We start from the raw sequence: 18,196 nt of genomic DNA, 5'->3' as shown, positions 1-18,196 counted from the left end.
TCACCGTGGCCGGCACGGCGAGCTGAGCGAGGTCGCCGCGCGGAACGGCCTGTCGGCGCTGCCGTACTTCGCGCTGGCCGCCGGATTCCTCACCGGCAAGTACCGACTTCCTCGTCGTCGACGAGGACCGCACGGCACGTCAGATCGCCGAGAAGCGCGCGGCGCGCGAGCGCAACGCCAACTTCGCCCGGCGCGGAGTCCGGTTCTCCCTGGAGAACCTGGACGAGGGGGTGCCCAGCCCGAGCACGTCGGCCGGGTGCAGACGAGCGTCCCCTTCGCCGAGGGCGCCACCCTCGTGCTGTACACCGACGGACTGATCGAGCGTCGTACGGAGGACATCGACCGCGGTCTGGCCCGCCTCGCCGGCTCCCTCGCCCACCACCGGCACGCGGAACCCGAGGCCCTGGCCGACGCCCTGCTCGCCGACCTCCTCCCCGCCGAGGGCAACACCGACGACACGGCCCTGATCGTCCTGCGCCTGTGACGGCGGCCCGGCGACTGGCCTGAACCCGTCGCTCGGAACCACGCCCCGGCGGCCCGCCGTCAGTTCCGGCGAACGAGCATGGCCAGGCGGCTCGTTCGGCGGTTACACGTCGGCTCGTCGCCACCCGTCCACAGCTTTCCCGGCCGATTGTCAGTGATCGCCGCTAACGTTCCGCATGTCGTCGCACAGACGCCGGGACGTCCCGGCTGAACTGTGCTTTCTTCGGGCTGTGTTGATGTGGGAGGCGGGGGCATCGTGGGTTGGCTGTCGGCGGGTGACGGGTATGAAGTCACCCTGGTGGAGGGGCGGGTGGCGGCGCGTGCCACCGGGGGCCGGGCAGCGGGGCGGCAGTTGAAGTCCCTGCCGCGCGCGCTCAAGGACCACCCCGAGGTGGACCGGCTGCGGCGCTTCGCCGAATGGCTGGATCGGCACGCCGCGTCGTGCGTCGCCCAGGTCGACTCCTGGATGGTGTCGTCGCTGCCCGTCCCCACCGGCCTGCTGGTCCGCGTGTGGCCGGACGAGGCCTGGCAGTCGGCCCTGCGCGACCTGGCCGTGGTCGGCGACGACCCCGACGAGGTCGGCTTCCTCCGGGGCACCACCGAGGACGGGGAACTGCGGGTGGTGAACCTCGACGGCGAGACGGTACGGCTGTCCCCGCGCACGGTGACCCTGCCGCACCCGGTCCTGCTGCCGGACCTCGACGACATCCGGGAGTTCGCGGCGGAGCTGGGCATCGTCCAGCGCGTCGAGCAGATCCACCGGGCGACCTGGCGGCGCCCCGAGGAGTTCGACGCCAAGGCCACCGAGGTACGGGAGTTCAGCGGCGGCTCGTTCCGCTCCCGCTTCGCCCTCGCCGCGCGCGCCAGTTCACTGGGTTACCGCGTCTCCGGCGGCTACTCCACGGCCCGGGTCCGCGACGGCGGGCGCACGGTCGAGGCCTCCGTGTGGATCGGGGAGCCGTACTGGGAGGACACCGTGGAGACCGGTGGCCTCAGCTGGCAGGACCAGGACGGCCGTGCCCTGCCGCTGCGCGAGGTGGGCCCGGTGGCCTGGTCCGAGGGGATGCGGATGGCGGCGGCGCTGTACGCCGGGCGCGACATCGAGAAGGGCGAGGACGCATGAGCGGGGGGACGCAGGTGTCGTACGAGGACATGCTCGCGGCGGGGGCGGTGCTGCCGCCGGACTCGGTGGGCGCCGGTGAGCGGGCGGTGCCGCTGACGGCGCGCAGCTACCGGCACCCGGGGCTCGACGACCGGGTGGTGGTGCGGCTGGTCGCCGGTGAGCTGGGCGCGGCGGAGGATCTGGCCGCCGGTTTCCTCGGCCTGGAGCCGGCCGCCGAACCGGTCGTGGTGGGCCTGGGGTCGCGTCAGTCGCTGGGCTTTCCCGAGTGGGTGCTGGTGCACCACCCCGAGGACGGACACCACGCGCTCGGAGTCGTACCGGACCTGGAGCGGGCGGCCCGGCAGGTGAAGTCCCGGCCCAAGGCCGCCCTGGACGCCTACCTGGAGCTGGGTTCGCGGCTGGCGGCCTCCGTCCCGCACTTCCTGCCGACGTTCTACGAGCAGGCGGGCCGGGTCTTCCTCGCCGAGGAGAACGCCACCTACGCGGCCCAGTTGTTCACCCGGGCCCGCAAGGCCGAGGCCGAGCACGGGCTGGTCATCGAGGAGGACCGCCTCGACGCGGTGTTCCTGGAGTTCGCGCTGGCGGGCGCGCTGCCGGTGAAGGTGCTGTCCTCCTACGGCAGGGAGCTGGCCGCCCGGGTGCCGGCCGAGGAGGCGCTGCGGCGTTTCACCCGGCTGTGTCTGCGGCGCACCGCCGGTGGTCTGCCGCCGTCCGCGCAGATGGCGGGAGACCTGCGCAAGCTGGCCCGCGCCGCCGGCCAGGACGCCGACCTCGCCGAGCAGCGGTATCTGTCCGAGCTGCTCGGACTGCCGGCCACACCGCGTGCCGCGGCCGGCTGGTGGAAGGGCCACCGTGCCGCGCTGGTGGCACTGGCCGCACGGGAGCCGCGGGTGCGCGGCACTCTGCTGGACATGCTCCCCGCGGTCCACGACGACGAGATGCCCGCGCTGTGGCTCCAGGTGCTGGAGGACTCCGGCGCCACGGCGGGGCTGTGGGACGCCGCCCTGCCCGAGGAGGAGCGTCCTCGGGACGGCACGGCGGGCTGGCTGGAGCGCTTTCTGACGTTCCGGGAGCGGGCCAGGTCCTGGCGCGGCTCGACCCGGATGCCGCTGCTGTACCCGCTCGTGGAGCGGACGGCGGACCGGCTGCGGGCCGAACTCGCCGCGTCCGGCGGCGCGTTGAAGGTCACCCACGACATCGATCTGATCGACCTGCTGCTGTCCCTGGACATACCGGTGGCCGCTCCGGAGCGCGATGACGCTCTGCCGCTCGAACAGTGGGCACTGGGCGACGGGCACCGGGACCTGGTGTTCCTGGGCGCCGACGCCCGGTTCCACGACGCCTTCCTGAACGGCGCGGACCGGTTCGGCGATGACGACCAAGGCCTGCGGGCCATCCGGCTGTTGGCGCGGTCGCCCGGCTGCCGTCCGCTGCTCGCCCGCTGGGTGCGTACGGTCGTCGAGCGGTTCACCGCGGTCGGTCTGCCCCGACTGCCCGACGCGCTGTCCCGGTTGAAGTGGCTGCCCGCCGAGGCGCTGGCGCTGGCCGAGGCGGACGTACGCGAGGCGGTCGCCACCGACCTCGCACCGGTGCTGGCGCGCACCCTGCGTGCCGGCCTCTTCGACGAACTGGGCTGGCCCGCCTGGGAGGACGCGGCGGCCTCCCTCGTGCCGAAGGACCGGGTGGAGGACCTGATCGTCGCCGACGCCTGGCCCCACCTCGTGGTGGCAGGCGACGCCCAGGCCCGTGTGATCGGCGCCGAGGGCACCCTGCTCACCCACGACCTGCGCGTCCCCAAGGACAACCGGTACGGCGACCCCGGCTTCCACCACGTCGACGGCGAACTCCTCGTCTACTGGAACAGCCGTGACGACGGCCTGCGCGGCTACTGGCACACCCGTGCCGACCGCGTCGAGAAGCTCGAAGGCCCACGCGGTACACGCGGCACCGAAATGGACTGGTACAAGGGCGACTTCGCCATCACCCTGCCGTTGCCCGGGGGCGGCCGGAGCACCGGACGCGGTGTGCTGCACGCCGGGGACACCACCGTGCCCGAGGAGAGTCCACTGCTCTTCGACGGCTCCAACCACTGGGTCTGGAACGCGGATTCCGAGGACCGGGAGGCGCACGGCTGGTACGAGTACGACCCGGCCACGGGCGAGCGCGGACGCATGAGCCGGCCCGCCTTCCTCGCCGACGCGCTGCGCTCCGCCCCCGCCGGCAGCAAGCTCACCGGCGGCCGGCTGCGCCCCTCCCCCACGACCGGTGTCACCCCCGCCTGTTCGCCCGTCGACGGCCTGGTCGGCCTGCGCATGCTGAAACTCCCCGACGGCTCCACGCGGGTCGAGGACCTCGCCGGGCACACCCTCACACTGCCCTCCGGGCCGGGCCGGCCGTACACGCTCGTGATGTTCCCGGGCGCGGAGCGGCCCACCGCGGTCGTCCGCAACGGCTGGCAGCTCGACCTGGTCGACGCGGACGGTGTCGTCACCGCCTGGGCGAAGACCGACCGTACGGCGGGCGTGTTCGGCGAGGGCTCGCTGCTGCTGCCGCCGGTGCAGTACTGGGAGTGCCTGACCCCGCGCGACCCGGAGGGCTCGGCGGGGCTGCGGAAGATCGACCGGGACATCGCCGCCGCCCTGCTGTCGGCGGCCACCGGCCGGGACACGGAGGCGCTGCCCGCCGCGATCCGCACGCTGCTGCCCGTCACCCACCCCGCCCTGCTCGCGGGCATCACCGGGGTCGTGCGGTACGCGGCGGCCCAGCAGGCGGTCCTGGACGCCGCGGCGACCCGGCTCACCCTCGCCCTGGACGGTGGCGTGGAGGACGAGGGGCCGGCCGGTCCGACGGACAGTCTGCTGCGTGACGCGATGAGTGGTCTCGGTGCGTCGAACGGCTACTGGTGGAACCGCGACGACCAGGCCGACAGCGTCTTCCGCACCCTGCGGATGCTGACCCGGGCCGCCGACGCCGCACCGGAGACGTCCGGTGCCCGGCTCCACCTCGACGGTCCCGAACTGCCCACCGGGCAGCCCGAGTTGCGCACCCTGCTCGGGCGGGCGACGGCCCTCGCCTACCGCGCGGCGGCCGGCACCACCGCCGACGAGCACCGCGAGACGCTGCGGCAACTGCTCGCCGGATTCGACCGGTTGGGGCTGGGACGGTCCGAAGTGCCCGGTCGCTGGCGCTCGGTGACGCTGCGTCTGGACGCTCATCTGCTGCGTCCGGCCCCGGGCGCCTGGCGGGAGGGCTCCTGGAACGGCCTGCTGCCGCTGGCGGACGGCGCCTTCGTCGCCGTGACCGGACACGGGTCCCCGGGCGACGACGGCTGCGACTTCACCGGTCTGTTCCACGATCCGGCCGGACGGTTCACCGCTCCGGAGCCCTACAGGGTCGTGGCCTGCGACCCGGTGGGCGAGGACGAGCACCCGGGCCGGCTCGGTGCCTTCCTCACCGCACTCGCCGAGCGCGGTCCGGCACCGTGGTTCCCGGACGCCGCCGAGGAGTTCGCCCGGCTCACCGGAGTCACGGAGACCATGGCCCGGCTCGTCGTCGCCGGACTGCCGAATGCCGACGCCTACGAGCGGGCCTTCCTCACCACCGAGACCCGCACCGTCATCGGGGTGAAGGTCGCCCCGGCGGCGGTCGCCAAGGACGAACTGCGCGGCATCGACAGTGCCGTCCGCGCCGCGGTCGTGGCGGCCCTGCTGCCCGCCGACCCGGTGCGGCTGTGGACCGAGGGCCCGGACGTCGCGGCGGGCGCCGCGGTGTGGAACAGCAGGCTCGGCAAGCGTCCCGCCCTGCCCGAGGACCTGCTCAGCGACGCCGTCCGCGCCCTCAAGCACGCGCCGTGGAGCGTACGGGAAGCCCTGCCCGCGCTGCTGGACCCGGCCCGCGCCCCGGAACTCAGCCGGGACCTGCGGTGGGAGGTCAACGGCGACCGGGTGCGGCCGGCCGGGAACGACACGGCCGGGTTCAGCACGCAGACCCTGGTCGGTTCGGTCGGCCTCGCCGCGTGGCTCGCCCACCGGCTGCCCGCCGGCGACCCGATCCGCGCCGCACTGCCCCCGGTACTGACCGCCGTACGCCAACGCCTCGCCGCCCCCGGGCTCATGCTCGACCTCGGCCAGTACATCAGCCTCCCCGCGTTCCGGAAGACGGCGGGCACCCCCACCGAGACCGGTCCGGGATTCGAGCGCTACGGCGCCGTGGTCCTGGCCACCCACGACGACCAGCCGGCCCCGGGCATCCGTGTCGACCTGCTCGACGAGGCCGGCCAGGATCCCTACCTGCCCGCGACCCGCGTCGACGACCAGCCGTACCCGGCCGAGGTCGCCCTGCGACTGGTCCGCGACCCCCGTTTCGCGGCCCTCCTCGCCGACCCCGGAGAGCCGATCCTGGGCGGCCAGGACAAGGACGGCACCTGGTGGCCGCAGGACCCGGGCCGCTCCGTGCCCGACCTGGTCGCCGAGGTCGCCAAGGAGCACGGCCTCGGCGACGACGCGGCCACGCTGTATCTGATGCTGCTGGCCATGCCCGACCCGACCGACCGTCTGACGGCACGGTGGACGGGGTGGAAGCCGGCCCGGCTCAAGGCGGCCCGCGCCGGACTGACCGCCACCGACCTCGTGGTCGAGGCCACCCGGACCAGGGCGGGCCGCTCGCTCTTCCTGCCCGGCGGCTGGGCCGAGCAGTCGGCCCCGCGCGTTCCCCTGGAGCAGTGGAAGCTGCCGCTGTTCGACACCGTCGACGGCGCCCGCACGTTCTTCGGCGTGATCGTGCCGACCGAACCGGTCGCGGACCTGTACCGCAGAGCCTGGCAGCGGGTCCAGGAGGGTGACGCGCCCCGGTTCGAGGAGCTGAAGGTGCGCCGGGGACGCCGCCGCTGACGGACCCGGCGCAGGAGCGCCCGACACCACCGGTGCGCGCCGTACAGGCGACCCGGCTCGACCGACGCCTGCTACCCGGGGGCGCCCGGCATCACCGGCGCCCCCCCTCATCGACGACCAACAGACCTACCCCGCAAGGACATTCATGACCCCGACCGACACGGCGACGGCCCTGCCCCACCGGCAGACCCTGCCCGCCGAAGAGCGCCACGCCACCGAACTCGCCTTCCTCGCCGCGCACGACGAGGGCCCGCGACCGCCCGGCTGGCTGCTGACGCCCCGATCCGTCATCGCCTTCGTCTGCGGCAGCGCGGGTGAACCGCTCAAGCTCGCCAAGCCGCACGAGTCGCTGCCCCGCGAACTCGTCATAGCCCCCAAGTTCGTCGGTGAACGCGCCCTGGTGGAGCGGTGCGTGGTCACCCTCGCCGGAGAACGCGGCCTGCTGCTGGTCGGTGAGCCGGGCACGGCCTAGTCGATGCTCTCGGAGCTGCTGGCGGCGGCCGTCTGCGGCACCAGCGCGCTGACCGTGCAGGGCACCGCGGGCACCACCGAGGACGCCCTGCGCTACGGCTGGAACTACGCCCTCCTCCTGGCCCAGGGACCCACGCCCCAGGCGCTGGTGGACTCGCCCGTGCTCGCCGCGATGCGCTCCGGACGGGTGGCGCGCGTCGAGGAGATCACCCGCTGCCTGCCCGAGGTGCAGGACGCGCTCGTGTCGATCCTCTCCGACCGCCGGATGAGCGTGCCCGAGCTGTCCGGCACGGACGACGCGCAGGTCGCCGCGGCCTCCGGCTTCACCGTCATCGCCACCGCCAACCTGCGCGACCGGGGTGTGTCGGAGATGTCCGCCGCGCTCAAGCGCCGCTTCAACTTCGAGACGGTGCATCCGATCGCGGACGTGGACGCCGAGACCGCACTCGTGAAACGACAGGCTGTCGCGGCCGTCCAGCGGGCGGGCGCCGCGTTCGACGTCGACGACGCGGTGCTCGATGTCCTGGTGACCGTCTTCCGTGATCTGCGGGCGGGCCGCTCGGCCGAGGGCTGGGACGTGGAGCGTCCCGGCACGGTGATGTCCACCGCGGAGGCGGTGCAGGTGGCCGTCTCCCTCGGGGTGGCCACCGCCTACCTCCCGGCCGGGGACCCTCTCGACCTGGTGCCCGGCCATCTCCTGGGCGTGGTCCGCAAGGACGACCCCACCGACCACGCACGCCTCCTGGGCTACTGGGACGGTCCGGTGCGCCGCCGCGCCGAGGACGGTTCGGCGACCTGGCGCCGGCTCTGGGACCTGCGGGAGAACCTTCGGTGACGCTCGCTCAGGACCCGAGGGCCGCGCTCGACGCCCTCGCCGACTCGGTGGTGCCGTACCTGCTGGGCGTACGGCACCACAGCCCGGCGCTCGCCGCCGCCGTACCCGCCCTGCTGGACGCGGCCGGCGCCGAGGTGGTGTGCGTGGAACTGCCGGCGGACTTCCAGCCGTGGCTGACCCACCTCGGCGCGCCCGGCACGCTGGCGCCGGTCGCGCTCGCGGGTGCCGTCGAGGGCGGGCGGCTCGGCTTCTACCCGTTCGCCGACTTCTCCCCCGAACTCGCCGCGGTCCGCTGGGCGCGCGAGCGGGGAGCGGAGGTCGTCTGCTGCGACCTGCCGATGGCCGACGCCCGCTGGCACACAGAGGAAGACGCACACGCCGAGGCGGTCGACCGTCCGGCGTCCGCGTCCTTCGCGCACGCGCTCACCGCCGCCGGTACCGGCCGTACCGGGGACGACCTGTGGGACCGGAGCGTGGAGGTCCTCGCCCCCGGCTGCGCCCCCGAGTCGCTCCGCCGGGCCGCCCTGGGCGTCGGCTGGGCGCTGCGCCAGGACTCCGGGTCGTCGGGCGGCGTACCCGCGGTGGACCTCGCCCGCGAGGCCCATATGCGGGAGACGATCGCCCTCGCGGCGACCGGCGGACGCCGCGTCGCGGCAGTCGTCGGCGCCTTCCACGCACCGGCGCTGGCCGACGGGGCGGACCGGCGGGAGCGGGAGCCGGAGCAGGCTGACCGAGCCGGGGTGCCCGGGACACCGGCGACCGGTTCGGCACTCCCGGCAGAGCCCTCCCTCGTCGTCACCTCCCTCGTCCCGTACGCCTTCGATCTGCTGGACTCCCGGTCCGGCTACCCGGCAGGCATCCGCGATCCCCGCTGGCAGCAAGCGGTGTTCAGCGCCGCGGGCGATCCCGATCTGCTGTACGACGCCGCCGCCCGGGCCATCACCGGGGTGTGCCGGGAGTTGCGCGCGGCCGGGCACACCGCCGGGACGGGCGAGGCCCGGGAGACGCTGCGCGTGGCCGGTGACCTGGCCCGTTTGCGCGGGCTCCCCGCGCCGGGCCGGGGCGAGGTGCTGGAGGCCCTGACGTCCGTCATGGGGCAGGGCGAGCCGCTCGGCCGGGGCCGTGCTCTCGCGCGAGCCCTGGAAGTGGTCCTGGTGGGTACCAAGCGCGGCCGGGTCGCGCCGGGCACCCCGCGCTCCGGGCTCGGCCCGTCCGTCGAGGCCGAACTCACCGCCCTGCGGCTGCCCGGTCCGGACGATCCCGCCCGGCGTGAGCTGCGCCTGGACCCGCTCCGTTCGGCGCTCGACCACCGGCGAGAGATCCTCCTGCGGCGCCTCGACGTGTGCGGGGTGGGATACGGCGAGCCCGTGGAGGTGGCCGGTACGGGCGATGCCGCCGCGCTCACCACCCGGTGGCGGGCGGCGTGGGTGCCGTCCGTGCCGGTCCGCCTGGACCTGGCCGGGGTGCGGGGCGTGACCGCCGCGCTGGCGGCCGAGGGAACGCTGCGGGAGACCTTCCGCAGGGAGTCGGCGGAGGGCGGCCCCACCTGTGCCCTCGTCCTGACGGGGCTCCGGGACGCCGCCCGCTGCGATCTGCCCGCCCTGGTGGCCGAGCGGCTGGCGGAGGCCGCCGAGGTGCTGCCCGCCTCCGCGACGCTCCCCGAGATCCTCACCGGACTTGATCTGCTGGAGGCACTGCGCCGGGGCCATCTGCCCGCCACCACGCCCGGAACCCGCCGGGCGGCGGGCGAACTCGCCGCCGATCTCCTGGAGTCGGCGGTACGGTCCCTGCCGGGCCTGGCGGGGAGCGACGACCCGGAGGAGGCGGCCGCGCTCGTCGCCCTGGCCGCACGCGCCGGTGAGCATCGCCTGGGACTGCGCATGGACGAAGCCCTGAGCGGCCTCGCGCACACCGGCTCCCCCCTCGTCCAGGGGGCCGCCCTGGCCTGCCGGGTCCTGCTGGATCTGGACGGCGCCGACGCCCTCGGTGCCCGGGCCGCCGGCTGGATCGATGCCGCCACCGGCCCCGACGCACGGCACGCGCTGGCCCGCCGCCTCGCCGGGCTGCTGACCGGGGCCGCGCCGCTGCTCCAGTCGGCGCCGACCGCGCTCGATCCGCTGCTCGACCGCGTCGACTCGCTCGCGGACCAGGCGTTCCTGGAGCGGCTGCCCGCTCTGCGCGGCGGCTTCGACACGCTCTCCCCGGCGGGCCGCGACCGGCTGCTGCACACGGTCACGGAGCGGCTCGGCGACCGCCTCGACCTGACGCTGGCCGCCTCTCCAGAACTGCTGGCCCTGTGGGCGGCGGCGGACGAGTGCGGCCGTACGGCGGTGGAAGCCCTGTGGCCGACGCCCCGGACCGCTGACCTGCCGGCCTCCGCGACGGCCGGCGTACGTCCCGTGCCGGCGCCGGACCCGTCCGGTACGGCCGAGCCGGCCGACGGCGTACCGCGTCTCCCGCCGACGGACCGGTGGCGCCTGCTGCTGGGCAGCGAGAGCGACAGATTGCCGGCAGGCGCCCGCCGTTACGCGCACGCGCTCGACGAGCTGTACGGCACCGGTCGCGGCGAGGGCTCCTCGGACCCGGGCCGGGACGGCGGGCGCGGCGGCGGACAGGACGCCTCCTTCCCGACCGCGCGTGAGTGGGCCGAGGAACTCCAGGCGCTGTTCGGCGCGGAGGTCCGTGAGGAGGTCCTCGCCCGCGCCGCCGATCAGGGGCGCGGCGATGTCCTGGCCGAACTCGACCCCGCGGCCGTACGCCCCTCGGTCGATCTGCTGACGTCGGTGCTGTCGCTGGCGGGCGGGATGCCCGAGCAGCAACTGGCGCGGCTACGACCGCTGGTGCGCCGGCTGGTCGACGAACTGGCCAAGGAGTTGGCCACCCGGGTGCGGCCCGCGCTGACCGGTCTGGCCACCCCGCGCCCGACCCGTCGTCCGGGCGGCCGGATCGACCTGCCGCGCACCCTGCGGGCGAACCTGGCGCACGCCCGCAGGAGGGCCGACGGCAGCACCCTGGTCGTGCCGGAACGGCCGGTGTTCAGCACCCGTTCGCGCAAGGAGGCGGACTGGCGGCTGATCCTGGTGGTCGACGTGTCCGGGTCGATGGAGGCCTCCGTGGTCTGGTCGGCGTTGACCGCGGCCGTGCTGGGCGGAGTACCCACGCTCAGCACGCACTTCCTGGCGTTCTCGACCGACGTGATCGACCTGACGGACCGGGTCGACGACCCGTTGTCCCTGCTGCTGGAGGTGCGGGTGGGCGGTGGCACCCACATCGCGGCCGGTCTGGCCCACGCCCGTTCCCTGGTGACCGTGCCCAGCCGGACCCTCGTGGTGGTGGTGAGCGACTTCGAGGAGGGCTACCCGCTGGGCGGGCTCCTGGGCGAGGTACGGGCGCTCGCGAGTTCCGGGGTGCATCTGATGGGCTGCGCCGCGCTGGACGACACCGGCACCCCGCGCTACTCCGTGCCGGTGGCCCGGCAACTCGTCGCGGCCGGGATGCCCGTCGCCGCCCTCAGTCCTCTCGCCCTCGCCCGCTGGGTGGGCGAACGCCTTCGCGGAGAGTCCCGATGAACCCCGAACTGCCCCCGGTGGCGCCCGAAGTGGCCGCTGCCGCCGTGGAGGCCCTGACCTCCCGCCTGCGCAAGAAGCTGGACGCCGCGATCGAGACGTACGTGGCCGCGCCCGTCACCGTCGAGGGCGCCGTGCGCCGGGTGCGGTGCGGCGAGGACGCGGAGGTCGTCCTCACTCCTGGTCCTTCCGGGACGGTCACGGACGCCGAACAGGCCGTGTGCAGCTGCCTGTTGGCCCCGAGGTGCCTGCACCGCGCCGCCGTGCTGGGCGCCTGTCCGGTGGCCGACGCGGAGACAGCCGTAGAGACGAACGCGCCGCCGGCCGAGGCGGCCGGTACCGCCGCGGAGGCGGTGCGGCCGACGCGGGACGTCACCGGCGCGGATGCCGTCCGGGACGTGCCCGCGGCAGCGCCGCAGGCGGGTCCCACGGACGCGCAACGGGCCGCCGCGCGCGCTCTGTGGGCCGCCGCGGCCGCGGCTCTGGCCGCCGGGGTTCCGGCGGCGGGTGCGGTGGCGCAGGCGGAGGTGCTGCGTGCCTCGCACACCGCGCGCCTCGCCGGACTGCACCGCGCCGAGGCGGCGGCGCTGCGCGTGGTGCGTGGACTGCGGGGCGCCCGGTCCCGGCACGACGGCCACCGGCTGGCCGACCTGGTCGCCGATCTGCGTGAACTGCTGCTGACCACGGGCCTGTTGGCGGCGGCCGATCCGGACCCGGCACTGGTCGGAACCGCCCGCCGCGGCTACCGGCCGGAAGGCGCGCTGCGGGTTCACGGGGTGTGCCGGGAGCCGGTGATCTCCGCCACCGGGTACGGCGGGGTGGTCACGCATCTCCTCTCCGACGACGGGCGCTGGTTCACCGTGGCGGACGTGCGGCCGGGCGGTCCCGCCCGTGCGCGCGGTGCCGCGACCGCCACCGTCGCGCTCGGCTCGGGCAGCCTCGACCACGCCCAGCTCTCCCGTGGCGGGCTGCTCATCTCGGGGGCGACGCTGTCCTCTGACGGCCGTCTCGGTGCCGGCAAGGGAGTCCGGGCGACGCCGGTCGCGGGCCTGTCCTGGACATCGGGGCCGATGGCCGCCCTGTTCACCCGCCCCCTCTCCGAGGCCGTCACGGCCCGGCTCGGGAACGCTCCGGCGGGCGACCCAGCGCGGGCCGAGCGGACGGACGGTGAGCTGATCGGCTGCGATCTGGTCATCGTCGGAGTGGTCGAACAGCACGTGCTCGCACGGGAGTTGGTGTCCGGCCGGGCGGACCCGGACGGACTCCTGATCCGCCTGCTGCCGTCCCACGGCCACCCCGACCTCGCCCACACCACCAACCTCCGCCGACTGGCGTCCCGCCCCGGGCTGCGGCTGCGCGTCGTCGGCCGCCTCGACCCCGATCGCGCGGTCACCCTGCGGCCCCTGGCCGTCGGCCCGCTGCCGGACGAGGGTACGGCGACCCTGCGGCTGCCGGCCGAGTGGCTGGGCCACGCCGATCTGGGCTACGACCGCCTCGAAGGCATCCACCTGCCACCCGCCGACGCCCTGCCGGAGCTGCCCGCGCTCCCCCAAGTCCCGCCGGACCCGGTGGCCCAGGCGCCGTTGTGGCGGCTGCGGCGGTCGGTCGAGGTCGCCGTGTCCGGCGGTCGCAGGGCCGCCGCCGAGCCCGCGCGCGACGGCGACCGGGCCGGGGCCGCGGCGGCGCTGCGCCAGGCGGGTTTCCGCACCGCCGCGGACCTGTCGCGCGCCCTCGCCGCGGAGGCGGACCGGCGCGGCCGCGATGTCTTCGGCCGCACCGAGGAGGCCGACCCGGACGGGTACGCCCGCGCCTGGCTCGCCGCCGCCGTCTACCTGGCCGGCACCGAACGGGAGTTGGTCCGGTCCACTTGGCGGCCGACGGGGACGACCTGACCACGACGGCCGCCGGCGCGTGCGCGTACGGGCCTTGGGCTCAGCGTGCGGGTTCGAGTGCCGGGCAGCGAACTGGACCGGTCCCGTCGGACCATGTCGTCCGGGCCCTTCCGTGAGGCGGAAGCAGTGTTGCGCCCCCGTGACGCCCTTCCGGACGATGTCGCCATCACCCAACGACGGGAGCCGCAACGATGCCGCACACCACCGCCTTCGCCAGGAACCAGTGGTACAGCTAGCGCATCTTTCTGACCTGCGCTTGTGTGGGGGCGATGAGGCTGTGACCTGCTAGGACGGGTTGCAGAGGCGAGCGGAGGCAGTCAGAGGAAACCGCTCTGATTCGACCCCGGTTCGACCCGGGTCGCTCAGAGGCAGTCAGAGGCAGCGACCTCTGCAACTAGCCTCTGAGGGGCTCGAGTTGGCCGATGTGGATCACGAGTGTGCGGCTCTGGCGGTGCTCTGACTCGACCTCGGTCGAGCTGCGATGGGGACGCCTGCCTCCGCTCGGGGCCACGCATACGAATGCTTCCAGGACGGCAACCCTGGAGGCATTCACTGGCACCGATTGGAGGTCGGTCCCGGACACCACCCGTGGTTTTAGCGGGCCTGGGTGGCGTCCACGTCTTTGCGAGACGACCCCACCGTGCGACACAGCACCCACCACACGAACCTCCAGCAGCGGCACTCTCACCCGTCCGACCCCTCGGGCCTCTCTCACCTGCCCTCGGCGGCAGCCGATCTCGTCCTCCTCGGGGACCTCACCGGCCGCTACGCCACAGGCAGTTACAGCAGGCTCGCCTCAGACGGCCGAAGCCTGGTCCTGCGCACCGATCGCCAGGGCGCGGCCGAGCACGGGCACCGGATCACCGCGGCCATCGCCTGCCACGTGGCCCGTATCGGCGGCACCGTCGACCATCTGACGCAGCTCCTGCTGCACCCGGACCATGAGGGCGGCAGGCACGCCCGCAACATCGCACTGCGCTCCGGGCAGTCGCGTGCCCTGGACTACATCCGCCGGGTGTGGGCCAGCGCCTCGGAAGCGGTCAGCACCACCCGGGCGCTGGACTCCCGGCACGACGCGTACGAGGTTCTCGCCGCACTGCGCGACCGTATCGAGACGACGCCCTGGCACGGAGAGCGGGGACGCACCGCCCTGCGGGTCCTGCGGGCGCACCTGAACTTCGCCGAGACCGCGGGCGGCCTCCTGCACCACGCCAGCGAACGGCAGACCGCCGAAGAAGCCGGCATCTCCCGCACGACATTGCGGGCCGTCTACGAAAGTGTCCTCAAGCCACAGGGCTGGCTGCACCGGCTGCGAGTCGGTCATGGCCGGGAGGGCTCCACCTGGTACTTCAACGCGCCGCCGTCTCGTTTCCGGACCACTCAGTACCCCCCCGACCCGGCACTTGAGGAGTGGCCCACCCCTGAGACGGCCACAACGGCCGACATCGACTCCACCGTCCTCGGCCGGCTGATGAGCCACGACGCCTTCGCCCACCGCGGCCTCGGCAGCGCCACTCTCATGATCATCAGTGCTCTGTGCCAGCGCCCCCACCAGACAGCTGCTGAGCTCGTCGGTACCTCCTCGGTCTCTCGCGCCACCGCCTACCGGTCCCTTCGGCGCCTTGCCGAGCACGGTCTTGTGCACCGCGCCAGGGAGACCTGGGCCCTCGCACCACGCGCTCTGGAGGGCATCGGCACTCGCCTGGCGGGCCCTGTCACCGGCATCACCCCCGTGCCGGCACAGGGCTGGGCCGCAGTTGCCGCGGGGCTCGGTACGTCGGGCGGTGCAGCTCAGCGAAAGGCCCTGCACGCAGCCCAACGCACTGCCTACCGGGAGGCGTTGGACCGGCTCACGGAGCACCGCAGCAAGGCCGTGGTGATTGTCCGCGAAGACGGCCGCCAGCTCGTGGTGCCCGCGCCACGCCCCGACGAAATCCCGCTCGCGTGGCACACCGCCGACGGGCGTGTCTTCGATCCGGTCACCGGCCGTGCTGCTCCCGGCTGGCGGGTCGCCACCGACGGCCGCCTAATCCTCATCACCCCAGCCGACCAGCGCAGTTACGACGAGCTGGCCACCGCCCATGCCGAAGCCCTCAGCGAATGGGAGTCCGCAGCATGAACCCACACCCCCCAAACCCGGCCTCCGGCGGCAAACCGCCGACCCCTCAGTCCCTGCGGCAACAGTACGAGTCCGGTTCCACGGTCGAGGAACTCATGGCTGCCAGCGGCCTGTCGTACGGCACGCTTCTCAATCGGCTGCACGAGGCCGGGACCGTGATGCGCACCTCGTGGCAGACCCGCCGGATGCGAGCAGACCCCGAAGCGCGCCGGCGTCTCGCAGTCCATCTGCGCACCCTCTACGAAAAGCACGGCGCGACCCTTACCGAACTCGCAGCAGCGGCAGGCGAGTCGAGGGTCGTTGCCCGGCGTCTGCTCGTCGAGGCCGGCGGCACGGTGCGCACCACGCAGCAGACGGTGCGGATCCGTTCCGCGGCGGGTGCCGTCAGGCGGCGGGAACTCGCTCTGTCTCTGCGGGCGCGCTACGAAGCCGATGCCACCGTGCCCGCGCTCGCCAAGGAGTTCAACTTCTCCACCGCCATGGTCTACCGGCTCCTGCACCAGGCGGACACCCCCATGCGGCCCCAACACCGCCATGGTCCCGCGGGACAGACAGGGGCGCGGTGATGGACGCGCCACACCTGACGCATCATCCCGGCGCAACGAGTCGTCCCCAGGGCCCGCCCGTCCACCAACCGCACCGGAGCTCCACTCCCAGAGCGCCCCCGACTCCCCTGCTCGCAGCGCACGAGCCATGTGTCGATGCCAGCGACAACTCCCCCCGGATCAAAGCCCGTTGTATTCAAGGAGATCAAGTACACGTGAGTGAGAACACTCGTCACAAGACCCTGGCCGCAGCCGCGGCGAGCGCCTGGGAGGCGTTCGTCATCGTCGTCGGCATGCTCAAGGGCGGCACCGGCAAAACCACTTCCGCCTGGTTCATCGCCCTCTACTACGCCGTCGTCCTCGACCTGCCCACCCTGCTCCTGGACGCCGACGCGACCAGCCAGTCCGCCTACGACTGGTTCAAGGTCGCCCAGGCAGCGGGCTTCGAAATCCCCGCCAACCTGGTCGTCGAGCGGTACCCGTTCGACGACATCGCCGAGCACATCCGTACCAAGCGCACCGAGTTCGGCGCGATCGTGGTCGACGCAGGCGGCGGCAGCGCCCGCATCTTCCACGAGGCTGTCACCGAGGCCAACCTGCTGCTCGTGCCGGTCGCACCCACCAAGATCGAACGCCGCAAGCTCGTCGCCACCTTCGACGAGGCCGAACGCGCCGCCGCCCGCAACACCCGCGGGGTCACCGCCCACGTCGTGATGGTCAAGGCCGACGACCGCACCAGCCTGCCCAGCCGGGCGAGGGATCAGCTCCTCGACCCCGCCCGGGGCGAGGGCATCGGCCCAGACCGCGACGAGCCATTCCCGCTCGCCGAGACCGTCATCCACTCCTGGGTCCACTACATGGAGGCCTTCGGCGAGATCCCCACCGAACTGAGCGAGTACGCCAACCTGATGAAGGAGCTGACCCAGGCATGAGCGAGAAGAACGAGAGGCCAAAGCCTCCGGCCCGCCGCACCAGCGGTCGTGCTCTGGGCGGAGCCAAGAAGACGACCCCGCCGCCGCCTCCGCCGGCCGCCGAGCTCACCCCGGAGCAGTTCGCCACCGAACAGGCCGCCGCACGAGGCGAAGGCCGTCCCGCTGCCAGGGAGCCGCAGGTTCAGCCGGCTGTATCCAGCGTTCCCATCGGGGTATCGACGCAGGACCCGACCGAGATTGTGGCTGAGGTGGCGCAGAGGCCCGCGGCACCGCCCGCCCACCCGCGCGTCGAGGCCGCGCCGGGCAGCCCGTTGCAGGACCCGGCTGCCAGTCAGCCAACCCGCCCAGCCGTCGTCGCCTCCGAGGCCGGAACAGAATCTCCTGTGGCATCGGTGGAGGGGCAGGCGCTTGGGCAGACCGTGGCCCCGGCTGCACAGCCTTCAGCACCTGCGGCTCAGCCCACGCCATTGGCCGAGCACGTCTCGCAGCACGCGGCGTCTCAAGACACGGGAGCTGCTCCGGGTGTGGCGCACACCGCTGAGGTGGCGATTCACTCGACAGTTCTCCCTGTTACGGGAGCCGCGGCGTTCCCTGTGAGTGCTGGCGTAGCGAATCCTCAGTACGAGCAGCAAGCCAGTTCGGATACGGCGCCCAGTAACGGGAGTTCTTGGGAGCACGGGTCGGGGCGCCCGAAGGACATCCCGGAAGCGGCGGTCGTCCTCAATCAGCGCATCATCGCGCGCGAGAGCCTCGACTCCTCGGTCCCCGCCGCGCTGAAGCTGAAAAGGCGCATCAAGCGCTTCGCGCTGGACAACGAGCTCGATCACCTGCCCATGGGCGACATCGTCTCGGTTGCACTGGACGAATGGCTCACCACCCGCGGCTTCTGACACGCCGCACGGTACAGGGGCGGCCGCCAGCTCGCTGAGTGCGCGGCCGCCCCTTCCGCCGACTATTCCAATAGCCCAATAGGCGGCTAACTAGCCGCCTAGCCAGACCGATCGGAGCAGCCTTCGTGCCCGACCTCTCCCACCACGCCCGTCGGCTACGCGACATGGCCGACACACTCGAAGCCCAGTCCGAGCCCACCGACGATCCGCTCACCCCTCATCCAGACACTTTCGCGGTCATCGGCAACCGCAACATCAAACGCGGACAGCTCAACTACGCCGTCCCCGACATCCTGCAACTCCAGCGACGCATCCGCCGCTACAACGCCGACCACGACGTTCCCCACGGCGACATCGTCGCCCTGGCCCTCGACACCTGGCTCCGTGCCAAGGGCTACCCACCCGACCTCACCTCGCCCCAGGCAGAGGCACCATGAGCAGGGTTCCAGAC

General features: G+C 73.6%; 10 protein-coding genes and 1 pseudogene. All 11 read left to right on the top strand.

What is annotated here, in order from left to right:
* Positions 1-484, top strand: a 484-nt coding sequence (locus tag ACNFOC_RS11830; protein WP_416959056.1) for a SpoIIE family protein phosphatase, incomplete at its 5' end; no start/stop codon positions are given.
* 255 nt (positions 485-739) lie between these two features.
* Positions 740-1,606, top strand: coding sequence for a DUF4132 domain-containing protein (locus ACNFOC_RS11825; RefSeq protein ID WP_416959055.1), 867 nt, complete (start codon positions 740-742; stop codon positions 1,604-1,606).
* A complete protein-coding gene (locus tag ACNFOC_RS11820) occupies positions 1,603-6,495 on the top strand; it encodes a DNA-binding protein (RefSeq protein ID WP_416959054.1) in 4,893 nt (1,630 codons plus the stop codon). The genes ACNFOC_RS11825 and ACNFOC_RS11820 overlap by 4 nt, the downstream gene beginning before the upstream one ends.
* A 145-nt stretch (positions 6,496-6,640) precedes the next feature.
* Positions 6,641-7,801, top strand: a pseudogene (locus ACNFOC_RS11815) (ATP-binding protein).
* Entirely contained in the window at positions 7,798-11,370 is a 3,573-nt protein-coding gene (locus ACNFOC_RS11810) for a vWA domain-containing protein (RefSeq protein ID WP_416959053.1), read from the top strand. Before ACNFOC_RS11815 ends, ACNFOC_RS11810 begins: the two are co-directional and overlap by 4 nt.
* The gene (locus ACNFOC_RS11805; protein ID WP_416959052.1) at positions 11,367-13,259 is read left to right on the top strand and encodes a hypothetical protein; all 1,893 of its coding nucleotides are present in this window, start codon (positions 11,367-11,369) and stop codon (positions 13,257-13,259) included. The genes ACNFOC_RS11810 and ACNFOC_RS11805 overlap by 4 nt, the downstream gene beginning before the upstream one ends.
* 640 nt (positions 13,260-13,899) lie before the next feature.
* A complete protein-coding gene (locus ACNFOC_RS11800; RefSeq protein ID WP_416959051.1) occupies positions 13,900-15,378 on the top strand; it encodes a transcriptional regulator in 1,479 nt (492 codons plus the stop codon).
* The gene (locus ACNFOC_RS11795; RefSeq protein WP_416959050.1) at positions 15,375-15,944 is read left to right on the top strand and encodes a helix-turn-helix domain containing protein; all 570 of its coding nucleotides are present in this window, start codon (positions 15,375-15,377) and stop codon (positions 15,942-15,944) included. The genes ACNFOC_RS11800 and ACNFOC_RS11795 overlap by 4 nt, the downstream gene beginning before the upstream one ends.
* A 194-nt stretch (positions 15,945-16,138) precedes the next feature.
* Positions 16,139-16,855 carry a ParA family protein gene (locus ACNFOC_RS11790; RefSeq protein WP_416959049.1) on the top strand — a complete coding sequence of 239 codons (717 nt, stop codon included), beginning with the start codon at positions 16,139-16,141 and terminating at the stop codon, positions 16,853-16,855.
* The gene (locus ACNFOC_RS11785; RefSeq protein WP_416959048.1) at positions 16,852-17,745 is read left to right on the top strand and encodes a hypothetical protein; all 894 of its coding nucleotides are present in this window, start codon (positions 16,852-16,854) and stop codon (positions 17,743-17,745) included. The genes ACNFOC_RS11790 and ACNFOC_RS11785 overlap by 4 nt, the downstream gene beginning before the upstream one ends.
* Before the next feature lie 164 nt (positions 17,746-17,909).
* Positions 17,910-18,182: a hypothetical protein gene (locus ACNFOC_RS11780; RefSeq protein ID WP_398855050.1), complete on the top strand. Its 273-nt coding sequence runs from the start codon at positions 17,910-17,912 to the stop codon at positions 18,180-18,182.
* The last annotated feature ends 14 nt before the right edge of the window (positions 18,183-18,196 follow it).

Source organism: Streptomyces colwelliae (assembly GCF_048158785.1).
Taxonomy (GTDB): domain Bacteria; phylum Actinomycetota; class Actinomycetes; order Streptomycetales; family Streptomycetaceae; genus Streptomyces.
This window is presented reverse-complemented; position numbering and strand designations above follow the sequence as displayed.